The organism is Brevundimonas sp. AVps31 (assembly GCF_058681355.1).
Window position 1 is genome coordinate 753,995 of record NZ_CM178736.1, and the last position, 21,159, is coordinate 775,153.

Sequence of the window (21,159 nt, forward strand, 5' to 3'; positions counted from 1 at the left end):
GATCTGGCGCTCAAAGACGCGCGGGAGCAGGTGATGAAGGAGACGGGGACCATCCCGACCGGCGAGCGCGCCGGGTCGCGCAAGGTCTATGTCGCCGGCGAGCTCTACCCCGACATCCGCGTCCCCTTCCGCGAGGTCGCCGTCCACCCCTCGGCCAATGAGCCGCCGGTGACCATCTATGATTCGTCCGGCCCCTACACCGACCCGACCGTCACCATCGACATCAAGAAGGGCCTGCCCCTGGTCAAGTCCAGCTGGCAGCTCGACCGCGGCGACATCGCCCCCGTCCGCAACCCCCGCGAGGTGAAACCCGAGGACAACGGCCACGCCTCCGGCCGCCACCTCGCCCCCCGCTTCGACGTCTCCAACCACCGCGTCTTCAAGGGCGTCGAGGGCCGCCCCGTCACCCAGTACGAATACGCCAGGGCCGGCATCATCACGCCCGAGATGGAATACGTCGCCATCCGCGAGAACCTGCGCCGCGAGCAGACCGCCCCCTGCATCCGCGACGGCGAGGATTTCGGCGCCTCGATCCCCGACTTCGTCACGCCGGAGTTCGTGCGTCAGGAGATCGCCCGCGGCCGCGCCATCATCCCGCACAACATCAACCACCCCGAAGTCGAGCCGATGATCATCGGCCGCAACTTCCTGGTGAAGATCAACGCCAACATCGGCAACTCGGCCGTCCTGTCCTCCGTGGATGACGAGGTCGACAAGCTGGTCTGGGCCACCCGCTGGGGCGCCGACAACGTCATGGACCTGTCGACCGGCCGGAACATCCACAACATCCGCGACTGGATCATCCGCAACTCGTCCGTCCCCATCGGCACCGTGCCGATCTACCAGGCGCTGGAGAAGGTGAACGGCATCGCCGAGGACCTGACCTGGGAGGTGTTCCGCGACACCCTGATCGAACAGGCCGAACAGGGCGTCGACTATTTCACCATCCACGCCGGCGTCCGCCTGCCCTTCGTGCCGATGACCGCCAAACGCGTCACCGGCATCGTCTCACGCGGCGGCTCCATCATGGCGAAGTGGTGCCTGTCGCATCACCGCGAGTCCTTCCTCTACGAGCATTTCGAGGACATCTGCGACATCATGCGGGCCTATGACGTCAGCTTCTCGCTCGGCGACGGCCTGCGCCCCGGCTCCATCGCCGACGCCAATGACGAGGCCCAGTTCGCAGAGCTGCGCACCCTCGGCGAACTGACCAAGATCGCCTGGGCCAAGGGCTGCCAGGTCATGATTGAGGGCCCCGGCCACGTGCCGATGCACAAGATCAAGGCGAACATGGATGAGCAGCTGAAGCACTGCCACGAGGCGCCCTTCTATACGCTCGGGCCGCTGACCACCGACATCGCCCCCGGCTACGACCACATCACCAGCGCCATCGGCGCGGCCATGATCGGCTGGTTCGGCACGGCCATGCTCTGCTACGTCACGCCAAAAGAACATCTGGGATTGCCCGACCGTCAGGACGTCAAGGACGGCGTCATCACCTACAAGATCGCCGCCCACGCCGCCGACCTGGCCAAGGGCCACCCCGCCGCCCGCCTGCACGACGACGCCCTGTCCCGCGCCCGGTTCGAGTTCCGCTGGGAAGACCAGTTCAACCTCGGCCTCGACCCCGAGACGGCCCGCAAATACCACGACGCCACCCTGCCCAAGGAGGCCCACAAGACCGCCCACTTCTGCTCGATGTGCGGGCCGAAATTCTGCTCGATGAAGATCAGCCAGGACATCCGCCGGGATGCGGCGGCGCAGAATGATGCGGGGGGTTCGCTGGGCCTCGGCGCCCAGGCCTCAGCCGCCGAGGCGGAGGCCGGGATGGCGGAGATGTCGGCCAAGTTCCGGGCCGGGGGCGGGGTGGTGGAGGTGAAGGTGTGAGATTTCGGCGACTCATGAAATCGTACAACTTTCGGGGGAGAGCGGGCGTATGGCTGAGCGGGACGATCTATGCGCTTCAATAGCAGAAACAACTGCTGATTATCGTCAAGGCGACCTTGCCGCTCCATCACCCCAGCATGTCGAAAATTGGATCAATCAGTTCGACGCTGCAGTCCAGGTTCCCCTGTTGCGAGAGATCGATCACGTACTGAAGACGACCTATTTTTCGAGGTCAGGAACCCGGAAATTCTTGGCGGGCCTCTTCAAGACTGAGAAGTTGGTAGGTGACGATCCATGCGCCTTCTGGAAAAGCGTACGGTTCCTCGACATTCAAGGCGGGGGAGCGAGCCAAAGGGAAATGCTCGCTCTTTTCGATACGCTGCTGCAGAAAAAATGTGGCTTCGGAACAACGGACTGTGGTGCAGATCCTAGCGCTTTTCTTTATCTAGACGACGCCATCTTTACGGGGAACCGTGTGAGGCGGGACCTCGAGATTTGGATCGCAAACAAAGCTCCCGCGAAGTCCAGGTTGCACATCGTTACGATCGCCCTTCATAGCGGAAGCCAGTACTACGCGAACGGAAAAATCCAAGAGGCGGCAAAAGCCGCTGGCAAAACCGTAGATTTGACTTGGTGGCGAGCTATCGAGCTGGAGGATCGGAAGTCAAACACGTCAAACTCCGATGTGCTCCGGCCTGTGAGCATACCCGATGATGCAGGCGTCAAAGCTTACGTGGCTGCAATGCGATATCCGCCAAATCTGCGCACTGCGGGCGGCGTGGGACAGAACGCAATATTTTCGAGCGACGCTGGCCGTCAGCTTCTGGAAACTGAGTTCTTGAAAGCCGGAGTTCGGATTCGGGAAATGTGCTCGCACCTAAACCAATATCAGCGCCCACTCGGCAACATGATACTCGAAACCCTAGGGTTCGGGTCTATGGTAGTGACTTTCAGAAACTGCCCAAACAACGCACCACTTGCACTTTGGGCTGGTGACCCATGGCTGCCGCTTTTCGCTCGCACAACCAATAGTGACACATCGATGAAACGCTTTATGGCGATGTTGGCGAAGGAGGAGTTCTGATGGCTGACCCTAGCCACATGCGAACGTATGACCCAGCTAGAAGCGCTGTCTTTCTGAAAACGAACGAGCGTTTTGGCGGGCTTTCGAACATGGCCCCGGGGTTCCCACTTATTGTGAACGGCGCGCGTATTCGGACCTCCGAGGCGCTTTATCAAGCTTGCCGATTTCCCAGTCGCCCAGACGTGCAGCGGCAAATTATTGACGACTTGAGCCCAATGACTGCGAAGATGCGGAGCAAGCCATTTCGAGCGGATACGCGCGAAGATTGGGAAACAGTCCGCGTCAAAATCATGCGCTGGTGCTTACGACTTAAGCTCGCGCAGAACCGACACACATTTGGCGACCTCCTTCTCTCGACCAAAGAAATGCCAATTGTTGAGAAAAAGGTTCGCCGGAAAGATTTCTGGGGCGCTACAGAGCAGCCTGACGGCACATTGGTAGGCATGAACGTATTAGGGCGCTTGCTAATGGAGCTTCGGGAAGACTTTAAGACTAGAGATATTGAATATTTTAATTCCGTTGAACCGCCTGACATCTCAGAGTTTCTATTGTTTGATAAACCCATTGGAATTTTTTCAATCGACCGAAATCGTTCTTCGAGTAACGATCGCGATAAACGCATAAGCTCGAATAATGGAACATTCGATAGCGAGCGCGTTTGTCCGGGGCGCCTTCTGTAGCTGTCCTCATAGTTCGTTTCTCGCTCACCCTCGTCCTCCTCGCCGGACCCAACGGCACCGGGAAGACCACCTTCATGAACGGCTTCCTGCGCGAGCGGGCGGAGGTGTTCCGGTTCGTCAATCCGGCGCCGCTTCCCTTCTCGATGGCTGCGGGAGAAGGAAGGGGTGAGCCATGCTGAAGCCCAAGCCCCCCGGCAAGGCGGCGTAAGCCGCGCCATCACCCCGCCACATCGCCCGCGCTCCCTTCCCCCATGCGCGTTCCCGTTCTCCTCCCCGCCCTCGTCGCCGTCGCCACCCTTGCCGCCGGCGCCGCCTGGGCCTGCAGCTGCGTCCGCTATGACAGCGCCGCGCAACAGCTGGCCGAGGCCGATGTGATGTTCGTCGGCCGCATGACGTCCTTCTCCAACCACGCCATGGGCGACGACTACCCGCACACCATGCACATGACCCGGTTCGAGGTCCGCCGAACGATCAAGGGCGAGGCCCTGCCGACGCGCGCGGTAATGCACGCCACCGACGAGGCCCTGTGCGGCGTCCGGTTCAGCGCCGACCGGGACTATACGATCCTGGCCCGGGTCCAGGACGGCGTCCTGACCACCTCCGCCTGCAACGCGCCCCAGTTTCCCATCGCGGACTACGAGCAGGCCGCGCGGGCGGGGGAGAAGGCAGAGAGGCAGTAGGCAGGTAGGCAGTAGGCAGTAGGCGAAGGCGCCTGCGCGACCGCCAACCCCGCGATCTTTCGCCCGCCACACCCCGCCCACTGCTGCTGCCTGCCGCCTGCTGCCCTGCTGCCTTGCTGCCTTGCTGCCTGCGGCCTACTCGCTACTCCCTACTGCCTACTGCCTACTGCCTACTGCCTCCCTTCCTGCTGCCTGCTGCCTGCCCCCTGCTGCCTCCCCCCCACACGACCAATTCTGACGTATCGCCGGTTTACCATCCCCGCCTTTATCGCGGAGGAGGCGCAGTCATGGAGGGTGGAGGTCCCGTCGGGGCGACGGATCGGGGGCGGCGGGTGGCGCCGCAGGAGGTGTGGGACGCCGTGCGCGACGACTATGGGGCGGGGCTTTCCGCGCGGGCCTGCTGTCGGCGCCACGGGGTCGGCCTGACCGCCCTGTATCGCCGCGCCGCCCTCGAGCACTGGCGGCGGGTGGACCAGCCCTGGCGGCCCGCGGCCGACCTCGCGCCGGATGAGGGCGAGGCGCTGGAGGCGGAGATCGCCGGCGATCTCGACAAGATCAACCCCCGCGACCTGTCCTGGGTGGCCTCGCGCCGGATGATGCGGGCGGTGCTGCGCGGCGACGCCGCCGGCGCCCTGCGCTGGCGGCGGGTCCGGCTGGCCATGGATCTGGAGGAGGACGAGGTGCAGCGCTGGCTCGCCGAGGAGGACGCGGTCGATGCGGTCGATGCGATCGATGCGGTCGAAGCGGTCGAAGCGAACGCATCGGAGCGAATTTTTCGGACGGGCGAGCCCGGCGCGGATGACCCCTTCCAGGGTGAATTCGGCCTCCGCCGGGGCTTCCGCTAGGCCCGGTCCGCGCGCCCGCCCACCTCCGCCTTACGGAACCACCCCCGCCGCCGACAGCTTCACCGGTCCTCCCCGATCCCTTCCGGAAAGACCGTCATGAAATCCATCGCCTGGGGCGCCAAGACGGCGCTGTCGAAACTCGAACGCATGGAGATCGAACGTCCCGAGCCCCAGGACCATGAGGTGGTGATCGAGGTGCTGTACGCCGGGGTCTGCCACTCCGACATCCACCAGGTGAAGAACGAGTGGGCCAACACCCTCTACCCCTGCGTCCCGGGCCACGAGATCGTCGGCCGCATCAAATCAACGGGCTCGGCGACCAGCCGCTTCAAGGAAGGCGACCTGGTCGGGGTCGGCTGCATGATCGACAGCTGCCGCGAGTGCGAGCCCTGCAGCCAGGGCGACCAGAACTACTGCGAGGGCCCCAACGGCTGGCTGGCCACCTACAACGGCCCGATGACCCCGGCGACGGAGACCGGGGACGGCGTCAACACCTACGGCGCCGAGCGCGACAACACCTACGGCGGCTATTCCGACCTGGTGGTGGTGCCCGAGGACTTCGTCCTGACCCTGCCCGAGGGGCTCGACCCCAAGGCCGCCGCCCCCATCCTGTGCGCCGGCGTCACCACCTGGTCGCCGATGCAGCACTGGGGCATCGGGCCGGAGCATCACGTCGCCGTTCTGGGCCTGGGCGGGCTGGGCCATATGGCGGTCAAGCTGGCCAAGGCCATGGGCTGCACCGTCACCGTCCTGACCTCCACGCCGGAGAAGCTGGACGAGGCCAAGGCCCTGGGCGCCGACAACGCCGTCCTGTCCACCGACAAGACCGGCCTGGCCGCGTTCAAGGGCGCCTTCGACTTCATCCTCTCGACCGTGCCCGAGAAGCATGAGGTCGGCCCCCTGCTGGACCTGATGAAGCGCGACGGCGACATCGTGGTGGTCGGCAACCTCGACGTCATCGACGGCGTCGACAATTCGAAGCTGGCCTTCCGCCGCCAGAGCGTCTCCGGGTCCCTGATCGGCAATCTGGACGAAACCCAGGACGTGCTCGACTTCTGCGCCGCCAACGGCATCGCGCCCGAGGTTCAGATGATCGACATCCAGGACATCAACGAGACCTATGTGAAGATCGAGAACGGAGAGGCGCGATACCGCTACGTCATCGACATGAAGAGCCTCAGCTAGGCGGAGGGGGCGGCCGCCCCCTCTTCCCTGGCGATGTTGCGCAGGGCCTGTTCGAACACCTCCGGCGGCTGGCCGCCCGAGATCAGGTATTTGCCCTCCACCACCACGGCGGGCACCGAGCTGATCCCGCGCGACGACCACAGGGCCTCCTCCGACCGCACCGCCTGCACATAGCGGTCGGAGGCCAGCACCTCGGCGGCCTCGGCGCGGTTCAGCCCGGCGGCCTCGGCCGCGGCGGTCAGTTCGCCCGCGTCGGTCAGGTTGCGGCCCTCGGTGAAGTGGATGCGGAACAGGGCCTTCTTCAGCGCCGGCTGGGCCTCCGGCGCCGTCTCCCCCGCCCAGTGCAGCAGGCGGTGGGCGTCGAAGGTGTTCCAGATGCGGCTGTCCGCCGTCATCTTCATCTCGAACCCGACCTCGGCGGCCCGGTCGGTGATCATCTGGCGGTTCGCCGCCGACTGTTCGGGGGTGGAGCCGTATTTGCGGCCGATGTGCTCGACTATGTTCTCGCCCTCGGGCGCCATCTGCGGGTTCAGTTCGAACGGGTGGAAGGCGATCTCCGCCTCGATGCCCTCGGCCTTGAGTTTGTCCAGCGCGGTCTCCAGCCCGCCGAGGCCGACCACGCACCAGGGGCAGACGACGTCCGAGACGAAATCGATCTTCAGGGGCTTGCTCATGGCGGCGTATCCGGGGTCTGCAACGGTGTCAGTCGCATATGGGAAGCCCCGCTTCACCCGCAACGCTCCGGCCCCTAGGATAGGCCCATGACCTTCTCCGGCTTCGCCACCGCCGACCTGGCCTTCCTCACCGGACTGGCCGCCCACAACGACCGCGACTGGTTCGCCGCCCACCGCGCCGCCTATGATTCAGGCCTCAAGCCCGCCCTGGCCGACCTGATCGCGGCCACCTCGACCGCCTGCGCGGCCCGCGACCTGCCCCTGTCCGGCGACCCGAAGCGCAGCGTCTTCCGCATCCACCGCGACACCCGCTTCGCCAGGGACAAGTCGCCGTACAAGACCCACGTCTCGGCCACCCTGACCCGCGACGGCCAGAAGATGTCGCCGGGCATGATGTACATCCATATCGAGCCCGAGGGCGGCAGCCGCCCGGGCTTCGACCCCGACAGCATCGACCCGCTGGATCCCTCGACCCATCCGTCGGCGGTCACGGCCGAGGCCAACGACGGCCCGTTCGGCCACGGCCCCTTCGTCGCCTGCGGCTTCTACCTGGACGAGCGGCCGCAGATCGACGCGGTGCGCCGCTTCATGGTCGCCCAACCGGCACGCTGGGCGGCGGTCGAGGCCGCGCTCGCCGGGGCCGGCCTGACCCTCGATCCGGGCGCGCCGGTCAAGCGCATGCCCAAGGGGTTCGAGGCCCAGGCCGGGACCGATCTGGAGCCCGCGCTGAAGCGCACCCGCTGGCTGGTCTCGCGCGCCCTCACCGGCGCCGACATCGCCTCGCCGGACCTGCCCGACATTCTCGCCGAGGTCGCCGCCGACGCGCGTCCTCTGCTGGATTTCGGCTGGTCCGCCCTCGACCGCGCCGCCTGACGCCGGTCTGTCAGCTAGCGTACACAACGGAGAAAGCTGGCTTTTTCGCCCCGGACGGGGCATTATCTCCGGACCGCGAGCCCAAGCGTTACAGAGCGCGTCGCGGCTGAGAGATATTGGTCCGCCCCCGCGTTTGTACGGGGTTGTTCGAACACTCCCGCTCCAATCCGGGAAAGACCATGTCCGCCTTCAGCCTTCGCCTGCATTACATCTCGGGCGACACCCCTGTCGAAGAGCCCCTCGACGCCTGTGATGAAGTCGAGGCGCGCGAGCTGGCCCGGGTCCGCCTGCTGCTGACCCGCGACTACAGCCGGGTCGAACTTCACCACGCCGGCCAGCCGCTCGACGTCTTCGCCCGCGAGATCTGACGCCCCGGGCTCGGCCCTTACGTCCAGAAATGACGCAGGCGCATGGTTCACTGAACCGAAGCCCGGATCAGGGCTCCGGTCTTTGACATCTGAATCTCAGTCCCGCGCCACGCACATGGCGACGCCCATACCGCCGCCGATGCACAGGGTCGCCAGACCCTTTTTCGCGTCGCGGCGCTGCATCTCGAACAGCAGGGTGGTCAGGATGCGCGCCCCCGACGCCCCGATCGGGTGACCGATGGCGATGGCGCCGCCGTTGACGTTCACCTTGGCCGGATCGAGGCCCAGTTCCCTGACCACGCACAGCGACTGGGCCGCGAACGCCTCGTTGGACTCGATCAGGTCCAGATCCGCGACGGTCCAGCCCGCCTTCTCCAACGCCTTGCGCGACGCCGGGATCGGACCGGTGCCCATCACGGCCGGATCGACACCCGCCGTGGCCGACGAGACGATCCGCGCCAGCGGCGCCAGTCCCCGCGCCCGCGCGTCGTCCGCGCTCATCAGCACCAGCGCCGCCGCCCCGTCATTCAGGCCCGAAGCGTTGGCGGCGGTGACGCTGCCTTCCTTGTTGAAGGCGGGCTTCAGCTTCTCCATCGCCTCGAGGGTCGCGCCGTGGCGGATGTATTCGTCCTTGTCGACGACGGTCTCGCCCTTGCGCCCGGTGATGACCACCGGAACGATCTCGTCATCGAACCGGCCCGCGACCTGCGCCGCCTCGGCCTTGTGCTGGCTGGCCAGGGCGAAGGCGTCCTGGGCCTCGCGGGCGATGTCGAACTTGGCGGCGATGTTCTCCGCCGTCTGGCCCATGTGATAGCCGTTGAACGCGTCCCACAGCCCGTCCTTGATCATGGTGTCGACCAGCGTCACGTCGCCCATCTTGTGACCGGCGCGCAGCTGCTGGGCGTGGACCGCCTGGCTCATGCTCTCCTGACCGCCCGCGACGACGATACGGGCGTCTCCCGTGGCGATCTGCTGGGCGCCGATGGCGACCGCGCGCAGGCCCGAGCCGCAGATCTGGTTCAGGGTCCAGGCCGGCGTCTCCTTGGGCAGGCCGGCGCCGATCGAGGCCTGCCGTCCGGGTCCCTGCCCGTTCGCCGCCTGCAGCACATGGCCCAGCACGACCTCGTCGACTTCGTCGGGCGCGACACCGGCCCGCTCCAGCGCGGCCCTGATGACGACCGACCCCAACTGGGCGGCGGACAGGCTGGACAGGGCGCCCATGAAGCTGCCGACGGGGGTGCGGGCGGCGGAGACGATGACGACGTCGGACATGAATTCACTCCACGGGGAATAATCTTGTGGCGCTTTTGCCGCATCGCGGCCGCTTCGTCAGCCCCCTGCGCGCCGTTCACCGGATGGTCACCGCGCCGGGCCCAGTTTCGCCGGAACGAAGTACGGCGTGCGGGCTTAGAAAGGGCCATGCTGATGCGTCTGAAACGGCTTCTCCGTCACGTCTGTACGCCAGACGAGCTCGACATGATCGAGCACTATGTCTCGCCCGCGGAAAAGACCGCCGATCTGGTCGTCCACGTCGTCGGCCTGACCCTGGCCGCCGTAGGCGGGGTGGTGCTGGCCGTACTGGCGGCGCTGTACTCGGGCGTCGGCGCAACGGTCTCCACGGCGATTTATGCGCTCTGCCTGATCGCCATGCTGACGGCCTCGACCATCTACAACCAGACCCGTCCCTGCGCCGCCCGGCCCATCCTGCGACGGCTGGACGAAGCCGCCATCTTCCTGATGATCGCGGGCAGCTACACCCCCTTCACGACCCAGCGCTTCGAGGGCTGGTGGGCCATCGGCTTCACCCTGCTGGTCTGGGCCGTCGGCCTGTCCGGCGCCTTCGCCAAGGTGGTCCTGCCGCGCCTGTCCGACACCTTCTGGAGCTGCGTCTATGTCGCCTTCGGCTGGCTGGCGGTTGTGGCGCTGAAACCGATGATGGACACCGTCCACCCCGCGGCCCTGGCCCTGCTGGTCATCGGCGGCGTGATCTACACCGCGGGGGTCTTCGTCTTCATCAGCCCGAAGGTGAAGTTCCGCCGCGCCATCTGGCACGGCTTCGTCGTCACCGGCGCCACCGTTCACTGGGCCGCCGTGCTGGTCGGAGTGGTTCTCGCACCCGCAACCGTCGGGGCTGGCTAGACTTTCGCACTCGCAACGCGGACACTGTGGCGTTGCAACAGGAACGGGGACAGCGCGTGGCTGACAAGAAGTCCGGTGCGGGAGACAACGTCGTCATCAAGAAGTACGCCAACCGGCGGCTCTACAACACGGCGACTTCGGCCTACGTCACACTGGAAGACCTCGCGCGGATGGTCCGCGAGGGGACCGAGTTCGTGGTCTTCGATGCGAAGACCAATGAGGACCTGACCCGTCAGATCCTGACCCAGATCATTTTCGAGGAAGAGAGCCGGGGCGAAGCCCTGCTGCCGGTCCAGTTCCTGCGTCAGCTGATCGGCTTCTACGGCGGCCAGATGCAGGGCGTCCTGCCCTCCTATCTGGAGATGTCGCTGGACAACTTCACCCGCCAGCAGGAGCAGATTCGCGGCCAGTTCTCGCGCGCCTTCGGCGGCACGCCGGGCGCCGGGCTGATGGACGAGGCGGTCAAGCGCAACATGACCATGTTCGCCGAGGCGATGAAGATGTGGCCGGGCTTCAACGGCGTCGCCCGTCAGGCCGCGCCCGCCCAGACCGACGCCCCCGCGCAGGCTCCGGCCGCCGGCGGTGCGGACCCGCTGGACGAGATGCGCCGCCAGATGGATGAGATGCGCGCCCAGCTGGACAAGCTGGCCAAGGGATGACCGACGAGGTCCGCAGCATCGGTCCGGTCGAGGGCCGCGACCGCCGCGCCGCGGACCGTCGGGCGGCGGAGCGCCGTGCGGCCTCCGCCTCGCGGGCGCTGGTCCCCGCGGGCCTTCCGGCACAGGACGCCGAGCCCCCGGCAAGACCTGCCCCCAACCCCGCGCCTTTGCCGCCCTCGGACGGCTCGGCGGCCATCTTCGCGGCCCAGATGATCGGTCAAAGCGGCCAGCGACGCGGCCTCAAGGGCGGCCCGCCCGTGCTGGACGCCGCCCGCAGCGCCTATCTCGAAACCGAGCATTCGGGCGCCAACGAACGCCGTCCCAAGCCGGGCCGGGCGGAAGACACCGACATCTAGGAAAGCGGCACGGTCCTTGCTGTGGGCGGGTCAGATCGACCCGTTCCGGACCCCGCCATGCTTCAGATCCTGACCCGCGCTTTTGACATCACCGTCGTCGCCCTGATCTTCGTCGGATTCTCCTGAAACGAGGCGCGGCTAGGCCCCGCCGCCGAAATCGAGATCCTTCCGGGCCGAGATGATGGTGACGATAAAGCCTGCCAGCACGTCGAGCATGACCATCGCCACGATCAGGAAAAAGGTCGAGGTGGCGAAGCCCTTGATCAGCAGGAACTCCACCAGCACGCCGATGAACAGCACCATCGACAGGGCGTGATTGACGATCGCCACCTTCTGGCTCGACGTTGACTTCAGCAGTTCGAAGAACAGCAGGATCAGCGCCAGGAACAGGATCAGGTCGCCGACGCCGACGTTCCAGCTTGTGCCGGACGCCATCGGGATCGAGAACATCGGGTCACGCAGAATGGCGTCCGCGCCGCCTGCCGCCAGACCCGTCTGGTCGCCGCCGCCCACCAGGCTGGACAGCACCACGATGTTGTACAGGATCACCGGGATCACCAGCAGCGGCAGGGCGATCAGCATGGCAGGGGCTCCAGCATCCACGGCCCATAACAGCCGCGCTTGTTAACTATAGATAACCCGGTTCGCTCCATACGGCTACGCCCACTCTCCCGACGGGCGAACGCCCTCAGAACTCGCTGATCGCGCCCGGCTTGCGCGACCGCGATTTCAGCCAGATCACGCCCAGCAGGTCCGAGACCGAGGCCATCAGCCGTCCCCAGTTGGTGTATTTGGACCGACCGGTCTCGCGGTGACGGTGATCGACGTCCAGATAGCGGTTCTCAAACCCTTCGCGGATCATCAGCGCGGGCAGGTAGCGGTGGACGTGATCGAAATAGGGCAGGCGCAGGAACACGTCGCGGCGAAAGGCCTTCAGTCCGCAGCCGGTGTCGTCCGCGTCATCGCCCAGCAGCTTCCGACGGATGCGATTGGCCCAGCGCGAGGCCCAGCGCTTGGCTTCGCTGTCCTGCCGTTTCGCCCGCACGCCGCCCACCAGCGCCACGTTCGGCGGCGAGGCGGCCAGCAGGTCGGCCAGCCTGGGCGCGTCGGCCGGCGGGTTCTGCCCGTCGCCGTCCAACGTGACCACGATCGCGCCCCGAGACGCCAGAACGCCGGTCCGCACGGCCCGGCTCTGGCCGGCGTTGGCGCTGTGGCTCAGCACCCGCAGCATGGGGAGCTCGGCCTGGAGCGCGCGCAACTCCTCCAGCGTCCGATCCTTCGAGGCGTCATTGACGAACACCATCTCGAAGGCCCGCCCGACGAAGGCGGCGGCGATCTCGCGGGCCAACGGGCCTGCGGCGCCCTCTTCGTCATGGACGGGAACGACGACGGAGATGTCGGGAACGGCTTCGGTCATGCTCGCTCTCTAGCCGGTTTTGACGGCGGACGGGAGACTTGCTCAGCACACCGATGACGGGGCCGGAACCGGCGTGATAGAACCAACCCATGATCCGTCCCGACCTCGACAAATACATCGCCGGATGGCGCGGCCCCCTGCTGGCGGCGCTTGTCGCCCTGTTCGCGGGCCTGCCGGTTCTGGCCCTGCTTCCGCCGCTGGACCGGGACGAGAGCCGCTACGCCCAGGCGACCTCCCAGATGCTGGAGAGCGGCGACTACGTCGACATCCGCTTCCAGAATGACCCCCGCTGGAAGAAGCCGGTCGGCATCTACTGGATGCAGGCGGTCGCCGTGGCGGCCACCTCCAAGGTCGAGAACCGGGACATCCAGCCTTACCGCATCCCTTCCATCCTCGGGGCCATGATGGCCGCCGCAGCAGTGGCCTGGGTCGGTCAGGCCATGTTCGGCAACCGCGCGGGCTTCCTCGCCGGGGCGATCATGGGCGCCTCCTTCCTGCTGTCGACGGAAGCCGGCATCGCCAAGACTGACGCCATGTTGTGCGGGGCCGTGACCCTGGCCATGGCGGGACTGGCGCGGATTTATCTGGCGTCGAGGGCCGGGGAGGCGCCGCTGCGGCCGCACAAGCTGATGTTCTGGCTTGGGCTGGGCCTGTCGATCCTGATCAAGGGTCCCATCGGCCTGATCGTCATCGCGCCCGCCATGCTGCTTCTGTCGGTCTGGGACCGCGACTTCCGCTGGCTGAAGCGCCTTGGCTGGGGCTGGGGCCTGCCGCTGGTCGCCCTGCTGGTCGGCCCTTGGGCCATCGCGATCACCATCGCCACCGACGGCGGCTTCTGGCGCGAGGCCATCGCCGGCGACCTGGCGCCCAAGATCGCGGGCGGCCACGAAAGCCACGGCGCGCCTCCGGGCTACTATCTGATCGCCGCCCTCATCACCTTCTTCCCGGCCACCCTGCTGCTGCCCGCCGCCGTCTCGACAGGCTGGCACAGGCGAGCGGAACCCGCGATCCGCTTTGCGATCTGCTGGCTGGTTCCGGCCTGGATCATCTTCGAGCTGACCCCCACCAAGCTGATTCACTACAACCTGCCGACCTTCGGGGCGCTGGCCCTGCTGGCGGCGGCCGCCCTCACCCGGCCCATCGGCAAGGTGTCGCGCTGGACCGGGGCCATCCTGACGGTTCTGGTCGGGGTGCTGCTGGCGGTCGGGGTGATCTACGGCCTGACCGAGTTCGGCAAGTCGACGGCCCAGAGCTGGGCCACATTGACCATCGTCTTCGCCGTGCTGGCGGCCCTGATCGGGGCCTTCCTGTTGATGCACCGGGCGGCGGTGACGGCGCTGATTGCCAGTATCGTTCTGGGCGTGGTCGCCCACGGCGCCTTGGCCGGGACCCTGCGCCAGCTGCGCCCCCTGTCGGTCTCGCCCCAACTGGACCGGATGCTCTACGCCAATGACCTGCACCCGCGTCAGGGGCGGCCCGGGCCGGTGGCCATCGCAGGCTATCACGAGCCCAGCTTCGTCTTCCTGACCGGCCGCGATACTGAACTGACTGATGCCGAGGGCGCGGCCAAGGCGCTGGCCGAGGGGCGCCCCGCCATCGTCGAGGGGCGACAGGCCGATGCCTTCCGCGCCGCCACCGCCCGGATCGGCGTCGCGGGTCGCGCGGTCGGCGAGGTCCGCGGCCGCAACTATTCGCAGGGCGACGACGTGGACCTGTTCATCTACGCCCCCCCCGCCGACAGCCCCGCCCCGGCCGTGGTGGAGCCTCCGCTTTGAGCCGCAAGATCACCATCGTCGAGGTCGGTCCCCGCGACGGCCTGCAGAACGAGAAGGCGGTTCTGGCCCCGGCCGTCCGCGCCGATTTCGTAACCCGGCTGGAAGCCGCGGGCGCGCGGCGGATCGAGGCCGTCAGTTTCGTCCATCCCAAATACGTGCCCCAGATGGCAGGCGCGGAAGAGGTCATGGCCGCCCTTTCCGGCGAGGGCGGGCCTCGCGTTGAAGGCCGCAGCCGCATCGGTCTGGTGCTGAACGGCAAGGGTTACGACCGGGCGCTGGGCACGGCGGTGGACGAGGTCAACGTCGCCATGTCCGCCACCGACGGCTTCGGCCTGAAGAACCAGGGCCTGACGGTCAATCAGCAGGTCGAGATGCTGGCCGGAATCATCGCCGGTCGCGCCAACGCCGGTTCAGCGTCCGGCGCCGCCCCGTCCCTTTCGGCCACCCTGTCCTGCGTCTGGGGCTGCCCGTTCGACGGTGAGGTCGGGGTCGATCAGGTCGCCGATCTGGTCGGACGCATCGCCGCACTGGGCGTGGACGAGATCGCCTTGGCCGACACCATCGGCGTCGGCGATCCCTGGGCCGTGACCCGCAAGGTCGAAGCCGCCCGCAAGGCCGCGCCGGACGCCGTCCTGCGCCTGCATTTCCACGACACCCGCAACACCGGACTGGCCAACGCCCATGCAGGCGTGGAGGCCGGCGTGGACATCCTGGACGCCTCGGTCGGCGGCATCGGCGGCTGCCCCTTCGCCCCCGGCGCCACCGGCAACATCGCCACCGAGGACCTGGTCTATATGCTGGAACGGGCGGGCTTCGAGACGGGCTACGATCTCGACGCCCTGATCGGGGCCGCCCGCTGGATCGGCGAGAAGATCGGCCGCCCGGCCCCGAGCGCCCTCAGCCGGGCGGGCGGCTGGCCGAAGGGCTGACCTTCACCGTTTGAAACCGGATCAAAGGTTTCGCTTTTCCCCTCCCATGACCATGGATATCGACACCCTCCTGGAGGGCGGCCCGGCCTATGGCGTGATCGACGCCAAGGACGGCTTCCTGCTGTATGGCCGCGAAGGCCATGAAGCCGAGTTCCGCACCCTTGCCGCAGAGGTCGAGGCCTCCGCCGACGGCTTCGAAGTGATTCCGCTGACGGACGACGATGACCGCTGTGACCGGCTGTTCATCGCCCCGCTGACGGAAGAGAAGAGCTTCGACCCACGCGACGACTGAGCCCGGCTGAGGCCTGTCCAAAAGTTCACTCGCCAAGGACCCGCCTTGCCGCCTAGCGTTCGTCGAACAGGACCGGGGCGAACATGACGGGACAGGGACGACTGGGCGTCGCGATGCTGGCGGCGGGACTCGCGATGGCGGGAACAGCCCACGCGCAGGCGGTTCAACGCGCCGAGGTTCTGGGCGCCTGGACCCTGCGACTGACACCCGCGGAAGACGGCAGCGTCACCATCAGCACCCGCAACGGGCGGCTGGAGATGCCGGTCAGCGTCACGGCCCGGGGCGCGTCCGGGATCGGCTGCGTGGTCGACGGCGAGACGGCGGACTGTCGTTTAAACCGGGGCGCGCTGGTCATCACCCTGCGCATGGACGACGCCCGGATGACCTATACGCTGAACGGGCGTCGCAACGGCGGCTTCACGGGCGCGGCGCGGATCAGCTATCGCCTGATCCCCTTCGGCAGCATGCATATCGGCGCCGCCACCCTGACCCCACGCGGTTCGACGCCTTGAGATCCGCGCCCTGATGGGATACGCCGCATATACGAAACGTATATTCGGAGACCGCCCATGGGCATCGTCAACATCGAGGACGAACTGCACGAACAGCTGCGTCGGGCCAGCAAGGCGTCGTGCCGGTCGATCAACGGTCAGGCGGCCTTCTGGCTTCGGATCGGCATGCTCGGCGAGCTGAACCCCGGTCTGACATTCCAGGAACTGGCCGCCCGCGAACTGAGGGCGGCGGGGGTGGACGCCGCCTCGCCTGCGACGGTGGCCGCGTGATCAAGACGGCTGCCGAAATCGAGCTGATGGCGGAGTCCGGGCGACTGCTGGCCTCGGTCTTCGCCCACATCGACACCCTGCCGCTGGCGGGGATGAGCACGCTGGAGATCAATGACAGGGTCGAGGCCTATATCGTCGATGACCTGAAGGCGCGGCCCGCCAGCAAGGGTCAGTACGGCTACGGCTTCGTGCTGAACTGCTCGATCAACGCGGTCGTCTGCCACGGCGTGCCGTCCGCGGACGAGATCCTGAAGGACGGCGACATCGTCAATCTGGATATCACGCTGGAGAAGGACGGCTTCATCGCCGACTCCTCCAAGACCTATATGATCGGCAACGTCCATGCGCCCGCGCGGCGGCTGGTGCGGGCGACCTATGAGGCGATGTGGAAGGGCATCCGCGCCGTGAAGCCGGGCGCGACCCTGGGCGACATCGGCTTCGCCATCGAGAGCCATGCGAAGAAGGCCGGCTATTCGGTTGTGCGCGACTATTGCGGTCACGGCATCGGGCGCGAGATGCATGAGGACCCGCAAGTCCTGCATTTCGGAAAACCGGGCCGGGGTCTGACCCTGCGCGAGGGCATGACCTTCACCATCGAACCCATGATCAATCAGGGTCGCGCGGGCGTCGAAACCGGCGATGACGGCTGGACCGTCAGCACCGTCGACGGAAAGCTGTCGGCCCAGTTCGAGCACACGGTCGCGGTGACCAGGACTGGCGTCCGGGTGCTGACCCTGCGGGCGGACGAGACGGCGGCTTAGGCTGCGGCTCACCCCTCCATCGCCTTGAAGGGGCGATGAAGAGGTGAACGCGGAACGCCGACCTAGAGGTTCAGCAGCGCCGGGTCGCCGCCTTGGGCGGAGATGTTGTTGCTGATGGCCTTTTCCGAGGCGTAGCGGATCAGGCTGTAGGGCCCGCCCGCCTTGGGGCCGGTGCCGCTGAGGCCTTCGCCGCCGAAGGGCTGGACGCCGACCACCGCGCCGATGATCGAGCGGTTGATGTAGACATTGCCGGCCGGGACCAGACGCGTCACCTCATTGGCGAAGGCCTCGATGCGACTGTGCACGCCCAAGGTCAGGCCGAAGCCGCGGGCGGCCAGTTTCGACGCCGTCTCCTTCAGCTTCGACGGCTCGTAGCGACAGATGTGCAGGATCGGGCCGAAGACCTCGCGCTCGAGATAGTCGGGGGTCGGGATCTCGGCGATGGTCGGGGCGAACAGGTGGCCCTTCTCCGAACCGGCGGGCAGCTCGGCGCGGGCGATGATCGTCGCGTCGCCTTCCAGTCGCTTCAGGTGGGCGTCGAGGGCGGCCTTGGCATCCGCGTCGATGACCGGGCCGATGTCGGTGGCCGGATCGGTCGGATCCCCCACGACCTGCGCCGCCAGCGCGCCCTTCAGGCCGGCGATCAGGGCGTCGGCGGCGTCGTGCGGAACATACAGCAGCCGCAAGGCCGAGCAGCGCTGACCTGACGAGCCGAAGGCCGACAGGATGACGTCGTCGATGACCTGTTCCTTCAGCGCCGTGGTGTCCACAAACATGCCGTTGAGGCCGCCGGTCTCGGCGATGAAGGGGATGATGGCCCCCGGACGGGCCGCCAGCGAGCGGTTGATCGCGGTGGCCGTGTCCGTGCCGCCGGTGAAGGCGACGCCGTCGATGCCGGGATGGCTGACCAGCGCCGCGCCTACGGTCTCGCCCCGCCCGGGGACGAGGGCCAGCAGGTTCGCGTCCAGACCGGCCTTGTAATACAGGCGCACGGCCTCGGCGGCGATCAGCGGGGTCTGTTCGGCGGGCTTGGCCAGCACGGCGTTGCCGGCGGCCAGGGCGGCGACGATCTGGCCGGTGAAGATGGCCAGGGGGAAGTTCCAAGGGCTGATGCAGGCGAAGACGCCGCGGCCGTGCAGGACCAGGGTGTTGATCTCGCCGACCGGGCCTTTCAGCTCGGTCGCGCCGCCGAAGTCGCGCTCGGCCAGCATGGCGTAGTAGCGGCAGAAGTCGGCGGCCTCACGCACCTCGGCGACGCCGTCGTTCAGGGTCTTGCCGGCTTCCCGCGACAGCAGGGCGACCAGACGGTCCATGTCGGCTTCCAGCGCGTCGGCCATGGCGCGCAGCACGGGCGCCCGGCCCGCGCCGCCCTTGCGGTCCCAGGCGACCTGGGCGCGGGCGGCGGCGTCGACCGCCGCGTCGATATCGGCCGCTGAGGCTTCCGAGACATGGCCCAGCACCTGCGTCCTGTCGAACGGATTGGTCACGTCCTGGGCATTGGTCCCGGCCTTCAGCTTGCCGCCGATGATCGGCCCGGAGGTCAGCTTCTCGCTGTCCACCTTCGCAAGGGCGAGGGCGTGCCGCTCGCGGTCGGCGGCCTGGCTGTAGTCGCGGCCCAGCGAGTTCTGGCGGTCCATGTACATATCCTTCGGAACGGGGATCTTGGCGTGACGGTCGGGGTGGGCCTCGACGGTCGTGATGGGGTCGGCGGCGACGGCGGCGGCCGGGACGCGCTCGTCCAGCAGGGCGTGGACGAAGCTGGAGTTGGCGCCGTTCTCCAGCAGGCGGCGCACCAGATAGGGCAGCAGGTCCTCATGCCCGCCGACGGGGGCGTAGGCGCGCACGGTCACGGGACCGAAGGCGTCCTTCGCCGCGTCGTAAAGCGCCTCGCCCATGCCGTGCAGGCGCTGGAACTCGATCTTCACGCCGCGCTCCGAGGCCATCCTGTAGACGGCCGCCAGCGAGTGGGCGTTGTGGGTCGCGAACTGGCTGTAGATATGCGGCGCGGCCTCGATCATCAGGCGGGCGCAGACGAGGTAGTTCAGGTCGGTCGCGGCCTTGGTGGTGAAGACCGGATAGTCGGTGCGGCCGAACTGCTGGGCGCGCTTGATCTCGGTGTCCCAGTAGGCGCCCTTGACCAGACGGACCATCAGGCGACGACCCGAGGTCTTCGCCAGCTCGGCGACGCGACGGATCACCTCCGGGCAGCGCTTCTGATAGGCCTGCACCGCCAGACCGAGGCCGGTCCAGCCGCCCAGTTCACTCTCGTTCGCCAGCCGATCCAGCAGCTTCAGCGACAGGGCGAGGCGGTCGGCCTCCTCCGCGTCCATGGTGAAGTTGATGTCGTATTTCGCCGCGATCAGGGCGAGGCGCTTCACGCGCGGATACAGCTCCGACCAGACGCGGTCCTCATGCGTGGCCTCATAGCGGGGCGACAGGGCCGACAGCTTGACCGAGACGCCGTGGCCGACCTCCGGCCCCTGCCCCTTCGAGGTCCTGCCCACCGCCTCGATGGCGTCGGCGTAGATCTTCTCATAGCGCTCGGCGTCGTGGGCGGTGCGGGCGCCCTCGCCCAGCATGTCGAAGGAGCAGAGCCAGCCTTCCTTGTTGGACCGCTTCAGCGCTGCCTCAATGGTGCGGCCGACCACGAACTGTTCGCCCATGATGCGGACGGCGGCGGCCACGGCCTCGCGGATGACCGGCTCGCCCAGACGGCCGACGATCCTCTTCAGGAAGCCCGGCAGGTCAGTCTTCGCCTCCTCGTCCACGTCCACCAGCTTGCCGGTCAGCATCAGCCCCCAGGTCGAGGCGTTGACGAACAGGCTGTCGGACTGACCCAGGTGGCTGGCCCAGTCGGCGGAACCGATCTTTTCGGCGATCAGTCGGTCGCGGGTCTCTTCGTCCGGGGTGCGCAGCAGGGCCTCGGCCAGACACATCAGGGCCAGACCCTCGCGGGTGCCCAGCGAGAACTCCTGCAGGAAGCTTTCGACGACCCCCTGCTTCTTCACGCTGCGCCGGGCGCGCTCGACAAGGTCGGTGGCCGAGGCCAGGACGGCGGCGCGCTCGGCCCCGTCCAGCGGGGAGTGGCCCAGCAGGCCGTGCACGGTCGCGGTCTCATCGGCGAATTTGCCGTGGTCCAGCGTGTCCCAGCCGGCGACGCTCGAGGGGGTGAAGGCGACGGTGGTCATGGGCGAGGATCCTGAAAGGCCTTAGCGCATATATGGCCGACAACTCCGAATGTGCATCGTATGATGGCCGCCAAGGCCGAAGATCGTTCGGTGAACAGGGCTGAGAACGATGGAAAACATCGACGCCGTCGACCGCCGCCTGCTCAAGGCGCTGCAGGAGGACGGTCGCATCTCCAACGCGGAACTGGCCCGGCGCTGCAATCTGTCGCCCGCCGCCTGCTTCGAACGCGTCCGCCGCCTGCGCGAGAAGAAGGTCATCACCGGCTATGCCGCCCTGATCGACCCGGCCAAGGTCGGGCGGGGACTGATGATCTTCGTCGAGGTCCTGCTGGACCGCACGACGGGCGACATGTTCGAGGCCTTCGCGGAGGCCGTGCGCCGCCAGCCCGAGGTGCTGGAGTGCCATATGGTCGCCGGCGGCTTCGACTATCTGATCAAGGCCCGCGTCGGCGACATGGACGCCTATCGCGCCTTCCTGGGCGATGTCCTGGTGCGGATGCCCGGAGTTCGCGAGACCCGGACCTATGCCGTTCTTGAAGAAGTGAAGGCGACGACGGCCTTGCCGCTATAGGTCCGTCTCGCCAA

Annotated in this window: 23 protein-coding genes; 18 read left to right on the forward strand and 5 right to left on the reverse strand. The window is 67.2% G+C overall.

Annotation, left to right across the window (positions count from 1 at the left end; genetic code table 11):
- Positions 1-33 precede the first annotated feature (33 nt).
- The 6 genes from thiC to ACW174_RS03590 all read left to right on the forward strand — a co-directional run bounded on the left by thiC (position 34) and on the right by ACW174_RS03590 (position 6,361).
- Positions 34-1,887: a phosphomethylpyrimidine synthase ThiC gene (gene thiC / locus ACW174_RS03565; RefSeq protein WP_492017233.1), complete on the forward strand. Its 1,854-nt coding sequence runs from the start codon at positions 34-36 to the stop codon at positions 1,885-1,887.
- Between the two features lie 49 nt (positions 1,888-1,936).
- Positions 1,937-2,971: a phosphoribosyltransferase-like anti-phage protein gene (locus ACW174_RS03570; RefSeq protein ID WP_492016329.1), complete on the forward strand. Its 1,035-nt coding sequence runs from the start codon at positions 1,937-1,939 to the stop codon at positions 2,969-2,971.
- A complete protein-coding gene (locus ACW174_RS03575; protein ID WP_492016330.1) occupies positions 2,971-3,651 on the forward strand; it encodes an NADAR family anti-phage protein in 681 nt (226 codons plus the stop codon). Before ACW174_RS03570 ends, ACW174_RS03575 begins: the two co-directional genes overlap by 1 nt.
- Before the next feature lie 251 nt (positions 3,652-3,902).
- Complete coding sequence (locus ACW174_RS03580; protein ID WP_492016331.1) at positions 3,903-4,331, forward strand: hypothetical protein; 429 nt, start codon at positions 3,903-3,905, stop codon at positions 4,329-4,331.
- Between the two features lie 287 nt (positions 4,332-4,618).
- Positions 4,619-5,176: a hypothetical protein gene (locus ACW174_RS03585; RefSeq protein ID WP_492016332.1), complete on the forward strand. Its 558-nt coding sequence runs from the start codon at positions 4,619-4,621 to the stop codon at positions 5,174-5,176.
- Between the two features lie 96 nt (positions 5,177-5,272).
- Complete coding sequence (locus ACW174_RS03590; RefSeq protein ID WP_492016333.1) at positions 5,273-6,361, forward strand: NAD(P)-dependent alcohol dehydrogenase; 1,089 nt, start codon at positions 5,273-5,275, stop codon at positions 6,359-6,361.
- Here ACW174_RS03590 and ACW174_RS03595 read toward each other — a convergent pair.
- Positions 6,358-7,035, reverse strand: a complete 678-nt coding sequence (locus ACW174_RS03595; RefSeq protein ID WP_492016334.1) for a DsbA family oxidoreductase — start codon at positions 7,033-7,035, stop codon at positions 6,358-6,360. The two genes, ACW174_RS03590 and ACW174_RS03595, sit on opposite strands and share 4 nt — an antisense overlap.
- Positions 7,036-7,122: 87 nt before the next feature.
- Between ACW174_RS03595 and ACW174_RS03600 the strand changes: the two genes are divergently transcribed.
- Positions 7,123-7,908 (forward strand): DUF2461 domain-containing protein, encoded by a 786-nt coding sequence (locus tag ACW174_RS03600; protein WP_492016335.1) that lies wholly within the window; start codon positions 7,123-7,125, stop codon positions 7,906-7,908.
- A 179-nt stretch (positions 7,909-8,087) separates the two neighbouring features.
- Positions 8,088-8,276: a hypothetical protein gene (locus ACW174_RS03605; RefSeq protein WP_492016336.1), complete on the forward strand. Its 189-nt coding sequence runs from the start codon at positions 8,088-8,090 to the stop codon at positions 8,274-8,276.
- A 96-nt stretch (positions 8,277-8,372) separates the two neighbouring features.
- Here the strand turns inward: ACW174_RS03605 and ACW174_RS03610 are convergent, their stop codons facing one another.
- Positions 8,373-9,548: an acetyl-CoA C-acetyltransferase gene (locus ACW174_RS03610; RefSeq protein WP_492016337.1), complete on the reverse strand. Its 1,176-nt coding sequence runs from the start codon at positions 9,546-9,548 to the stop codon at positions 8,373-8,375.
- A gap of 147 nt (positions 9,549-9,695) precedes the next feature.
- Here ACW174_RS03610 and trhA point away from each other — a divergent pair, with 147 nt between their 5' ends.
- The 3 genes from trhA to ACW174_RS03625 are packed head-to-tail and all read left to right on the forward strand — an operon-like array spanning position 9,696 to position 11,430.
- A complete protein-coding gene (gene trhA / locus ACW174_RS03615; RefSeq protein ID WP_492016338.1) occupies positions 9,696-10,415 on the forward strand; it encodes a PAQR family membrane homeostasis protein TrhA in 720 nt (239 codons plus the stop codon).
- A 56-nt stretch (positions 10,416-10,471) separates the two neighbouring features.
- Positions 10,472-11,074 (forward strand): polyhydroxyalkanoate synthesis repressor PhaR, encoded by a 603-nt coding sequence (gene phaR, locus ACW174_RS03620; RefSeq protein WP_492016339.1) that lies wholly within the window; start codon positions 10,472-10,474, stop codon positions 11,072-11,074.
- Positions 11,071-11,430 (forward strand): hypothetical protein, encoded by a 360-nt coding sequence (locus ACW174_RS03625; RefSeq protein ID WP_492016340.1) that lies wholly within the window; start codon positions 11,071-11,073, stop codon positions 11,428-11,430. Before phaR ends, ACW174_RS03625 begins: the two co-directional genes overlap by 4 nt.
- Before the next feature lie 138 nt (positions 11,431-11,568).
- Here the strand turns inward: ACW174_RS03625 and ACW174_RS03630 are convergent, their stop codons facing one another.
- Both ACW174_RS03630 and ACW174_RS03635 read right to left on the reverse strand, forming a co-directional pair.
- Positions 11,569-12,012 carry a hypothetical protein gene (locus ACW174_RS03630; protein ID WP_492016341.1) on the reverse strand — a complete coding sequence of 148 codons (444 nt, stop codon included), beginning with the start codon at positions 12,010-12,012 and terminating at the stop codon, positions 11,569-11,571.
- Positions 12,013-12,118: 106 nt separating this feature from the next.
- On the reverse strand, positions 12,119-12,847 hold the full coding sequence (locus tag ACW174_RS03635; protein WP_492016342.1) for a glycosyltransferase family 2 protein: 729 nt from the start codon (positions 12,845-12,847) through the stop codon (positions 12,119-12,121).
- Positions 12,848-12,936: 89 nt separating this feature from the next.
- On the opposite strand from ACW174_RS03635, the gene ACW174_RS03640 reads away from it, so the two are divergent.
- The 6 genes from ACW174_RS03640 (at position 12,937) to map (ending at position 17,386) form a co-directional block, all read left to right on the forward strand.
- Positions 12,937-14,622, forward strand: a complete 1,686-nt coding sequence (locus ACW174_RS03640; RefSeq protein ID WP_492016343.1) for an ArnT family glycosyltransferase — start codon at positions 12,937-12,939, stop codon at positions 14,620-14,622.
- A complete protein-coding gene (locus tag ACW174_RS03645; RefSeq protein WP_492016344.1) occupies positions 14,619-15,551 on the forward strand; it encodes a hydroxymethylglutaryl-CoA lyase in 933 nt (310 codons plus the stop codon). The genes ACW174_RS03640 and ACW174_RS03645 overlap by 4 nt, the downstream gene beginning before the upstream one ends.
- Positions 15,552-15,597: 46 nt before the next feature.
- Complete coding sequence (locus tag ACW174_RS03650) at positions 15,598-15,843, forward strand: hypothetical protein (RefSeq protein ID WP_492016345.1); 246 nt, start codon at positions 15,598-15,600, stop codon at positions 15,841-15,843.
- A gap of 83 nt (positions 15,844-15,926) precedes the next feature.
- The gene (locus tag ACW174_RS03655) at positions 15,927-16,355 is read left to right on the forward strand and encodes a hypothetical protein (protein WP_492016346.1); all 429 of its coding nucleotides are present in this window, start codon (positions 15,927-15,929) and stop codon (positions 16,353-16,355) included.
- A 57-nt stretch (positions 16,356-16,412) separates the two neighbouring features.
- Positions 16,413-16,625, forward strand: coding sequence for a ParD-like family protein (locus ACW174_RS03660; protein ID WP_492016347.1), 213 nt, complete (start codon positions 16,413-16,415; stop codon positions 16,623-16,625).
- Entirely contained in the window at positions 16,622-17,386 is a 765-nt protein-coding gene (gene map, locus ACW174_RS03665) for a type I methionyl aminopeptidase (protein WP_492016348.1), read from the forward strand. Before ACW174_RS03660 ends, map begins: the two co-directional genes overlap by 4 nt.
- Before the next feature lie 62 nt (positions 17,387-17,448).
- Here the strand turns inward: map and putA are convergent, their stop codons facing one another.
- Positions 17,449-20,574, reverse strand: coding sequence for a bifunctional proline dehydrogenase/L-glutamate gamma-semialdehyde dehydrogenase PutA (gene putA, locus ACW174_RS03670; RefSeq protein ID WP_492016349.1), 3,126 nt, complete (start codon positions 20,572-20,574; stop codon positions 17,449-17,451).
- Positions 20,575-20,683: 109 nt separating this feature from the next.
- Here putA and ACW174_RS03675 point away from each other — a divergent pair, with 109 nt between their 5' ends.
- On the forward strand, positions 20,684-21,145 hold the full coding sequence (locus ACW174_RS03675; protein WP_492016350.1) for an Lrp/AsnC ligand binding domain-containing protein: 462 nt from the start codon (positions 20,684-20,686) through the stop codon (positions 21,143-21,145).
- Positions 21,146-21,159 lie beyond the last annotated feature (14 nt).

What these genes read in the sequence shown, in the direction of transcription:
- thiC (WP_492017233.1), top strand. Translation starts at nt 34, where the DNA reads ATGAAGGAGACGGGGACCATCCCGACCGGCGAGCGCGCCGGGTCGCGC.
- ACW174_RS03570 (WP_492016329.1), top strand. Translation starts at nt 1,937, where the DNA reads ATGGCTGAGCGGGACGATCTATGCGCTTCAATAGCAGAAACAACTGCT.
- ACW174_RS03575 (WP_492016330.1), top strand. Translation starts at nt 2,971, where the DNA reads ATGGCTGACCCTAGCCACATGCGAACGTATGACCCAGCTAGAAGCGCT.
- ACW174_RS03580 (WP_492016331.1), top strand. Translation starts at nt 3,903, where the DNA reads ATGCGCGTTCCCGTTCTCCTCCCCGCCCTCGTCGCCGTCGCCACCCTT.
- ACW174_RS03585 (WP_492016332.1), top strand. Translation starts at nt 4,619, where the DNA reads ATGGAGGGTGGAGGTCCCGTCGGGGCGACGGATCGGGGGCGGCGGGTG.
- ACW174_RS03590 (WP_492016333.1), top strand. Translation starts at nt 5,273, where the DNA reads ATGAAATCCATCGCCTGGGGCGCCAAGACGGCGCTGTCGAAACTCGAA.
- ACW174_RS03595 (WP_492016334.1), bottom strand. Translation starts at nt 7,035, where the DNA reads ATGAGCAAGCCCCTGAAGATCGATTTCGTCTCGGACGTCGTCTGCCCC.
- ACW174_RS03600 (WP_492016335.1), top strand. Translation starts at nt 7,123, where the DNA reads ATGACCTTCTCCGGCTTCGCCACCGCCGACCTGGCCTTCCTCACCGGA.
- ACW174_RS03605 (WP_492016336.1), top strand. Translation starts at nt 8,088, where the DNA reads ATGTCCGCCTTCAGCCTTCGCCTGCATTACATCTCGGGCGACACCCCT.
- ACW174_RS03610 (WP_492016337.1), bottom strand. Translation starts at nt 9,548, where the DNA reads ATGTCCGACGTCGTCATCGTCTCCGCCGCCCGCACCCCCGTCGGCAGC.
- trhA (WP_492016338.1), top strand. Translation starts at nt 9,696, where the DNA reads ATGCTGATGCGTCTGAAACGGCTTCTCCGTCACGTCTGTACGCCAGAC.
- ACW174_RS03625 (WP_492016340.1), top strand. Translation starts at nt 11,071, where the DNA reads ATGACCGACGAGGTCCGCAGCATCGGTCCGGTCGAGGGCCGCGACCGC.
- ACW174_RS03630 (WP_492016341.1), bottom strand. Translation starts at nt 12,012, where the DNA reads ATGCTGATCGCCCTGCCGCTGCTGGTGATCCCGGTGATCCTGTACAAC.
- ACW174_RS03635 (WP_492016342.1), bottom strand. Translation starts at nt 12,847, where the DNA reads ATGACCGAAGCCGTTCCCGACATCTCCGTCGTCGTTCCCGTCCATGAC.
- ACW174_RS03640 (WP_492016343.1), top strand. Translation starts at nt 12,937, where the DNA reads ATGATCCGTCCCGACCTCGACAAATACATCGCCGGATGGCGCGGCCCC.
- ACW174_RS03650 (WP_492016345.1), top strand. Translation starts at nt 15,598, where the DNA reads ATGACCATGGATATCGACACCCTCCTGGAGGGCGGCCCGGCCTATGGC.
- ACW174_RS03655 (WP_492016346.1), top strand. Translation starts at nt 15,927, where the DNA reads ATGACGGGACAGGGACGACTGGGCGTCGCGATGCTGGCGGCGGGACTC.
- ACW174_RS03660 (WP_492016347.1), top strand. Translation starts at nt 16,413, where the DNA reads ATGGGCATCGTCAACATCGAGGACGAACTGCACGAACAGCTGCGTCGG.
- putA (WP_492016349.1), bottom strand. Translation starts at nt 20,574, where the DNA reads ATGACCACCGTCGCCTTCACCCCCTCGAGCGTCGCCGGCTGGGACACG.
- ACW174_RS03675 (WP_492016350.1), top strand. Translation starts at nt 20,684, where the DNA reads ATGGAAAACATCGACGCCGTCGACCGCCGCCTGCTCAAGGCGCTGCAG.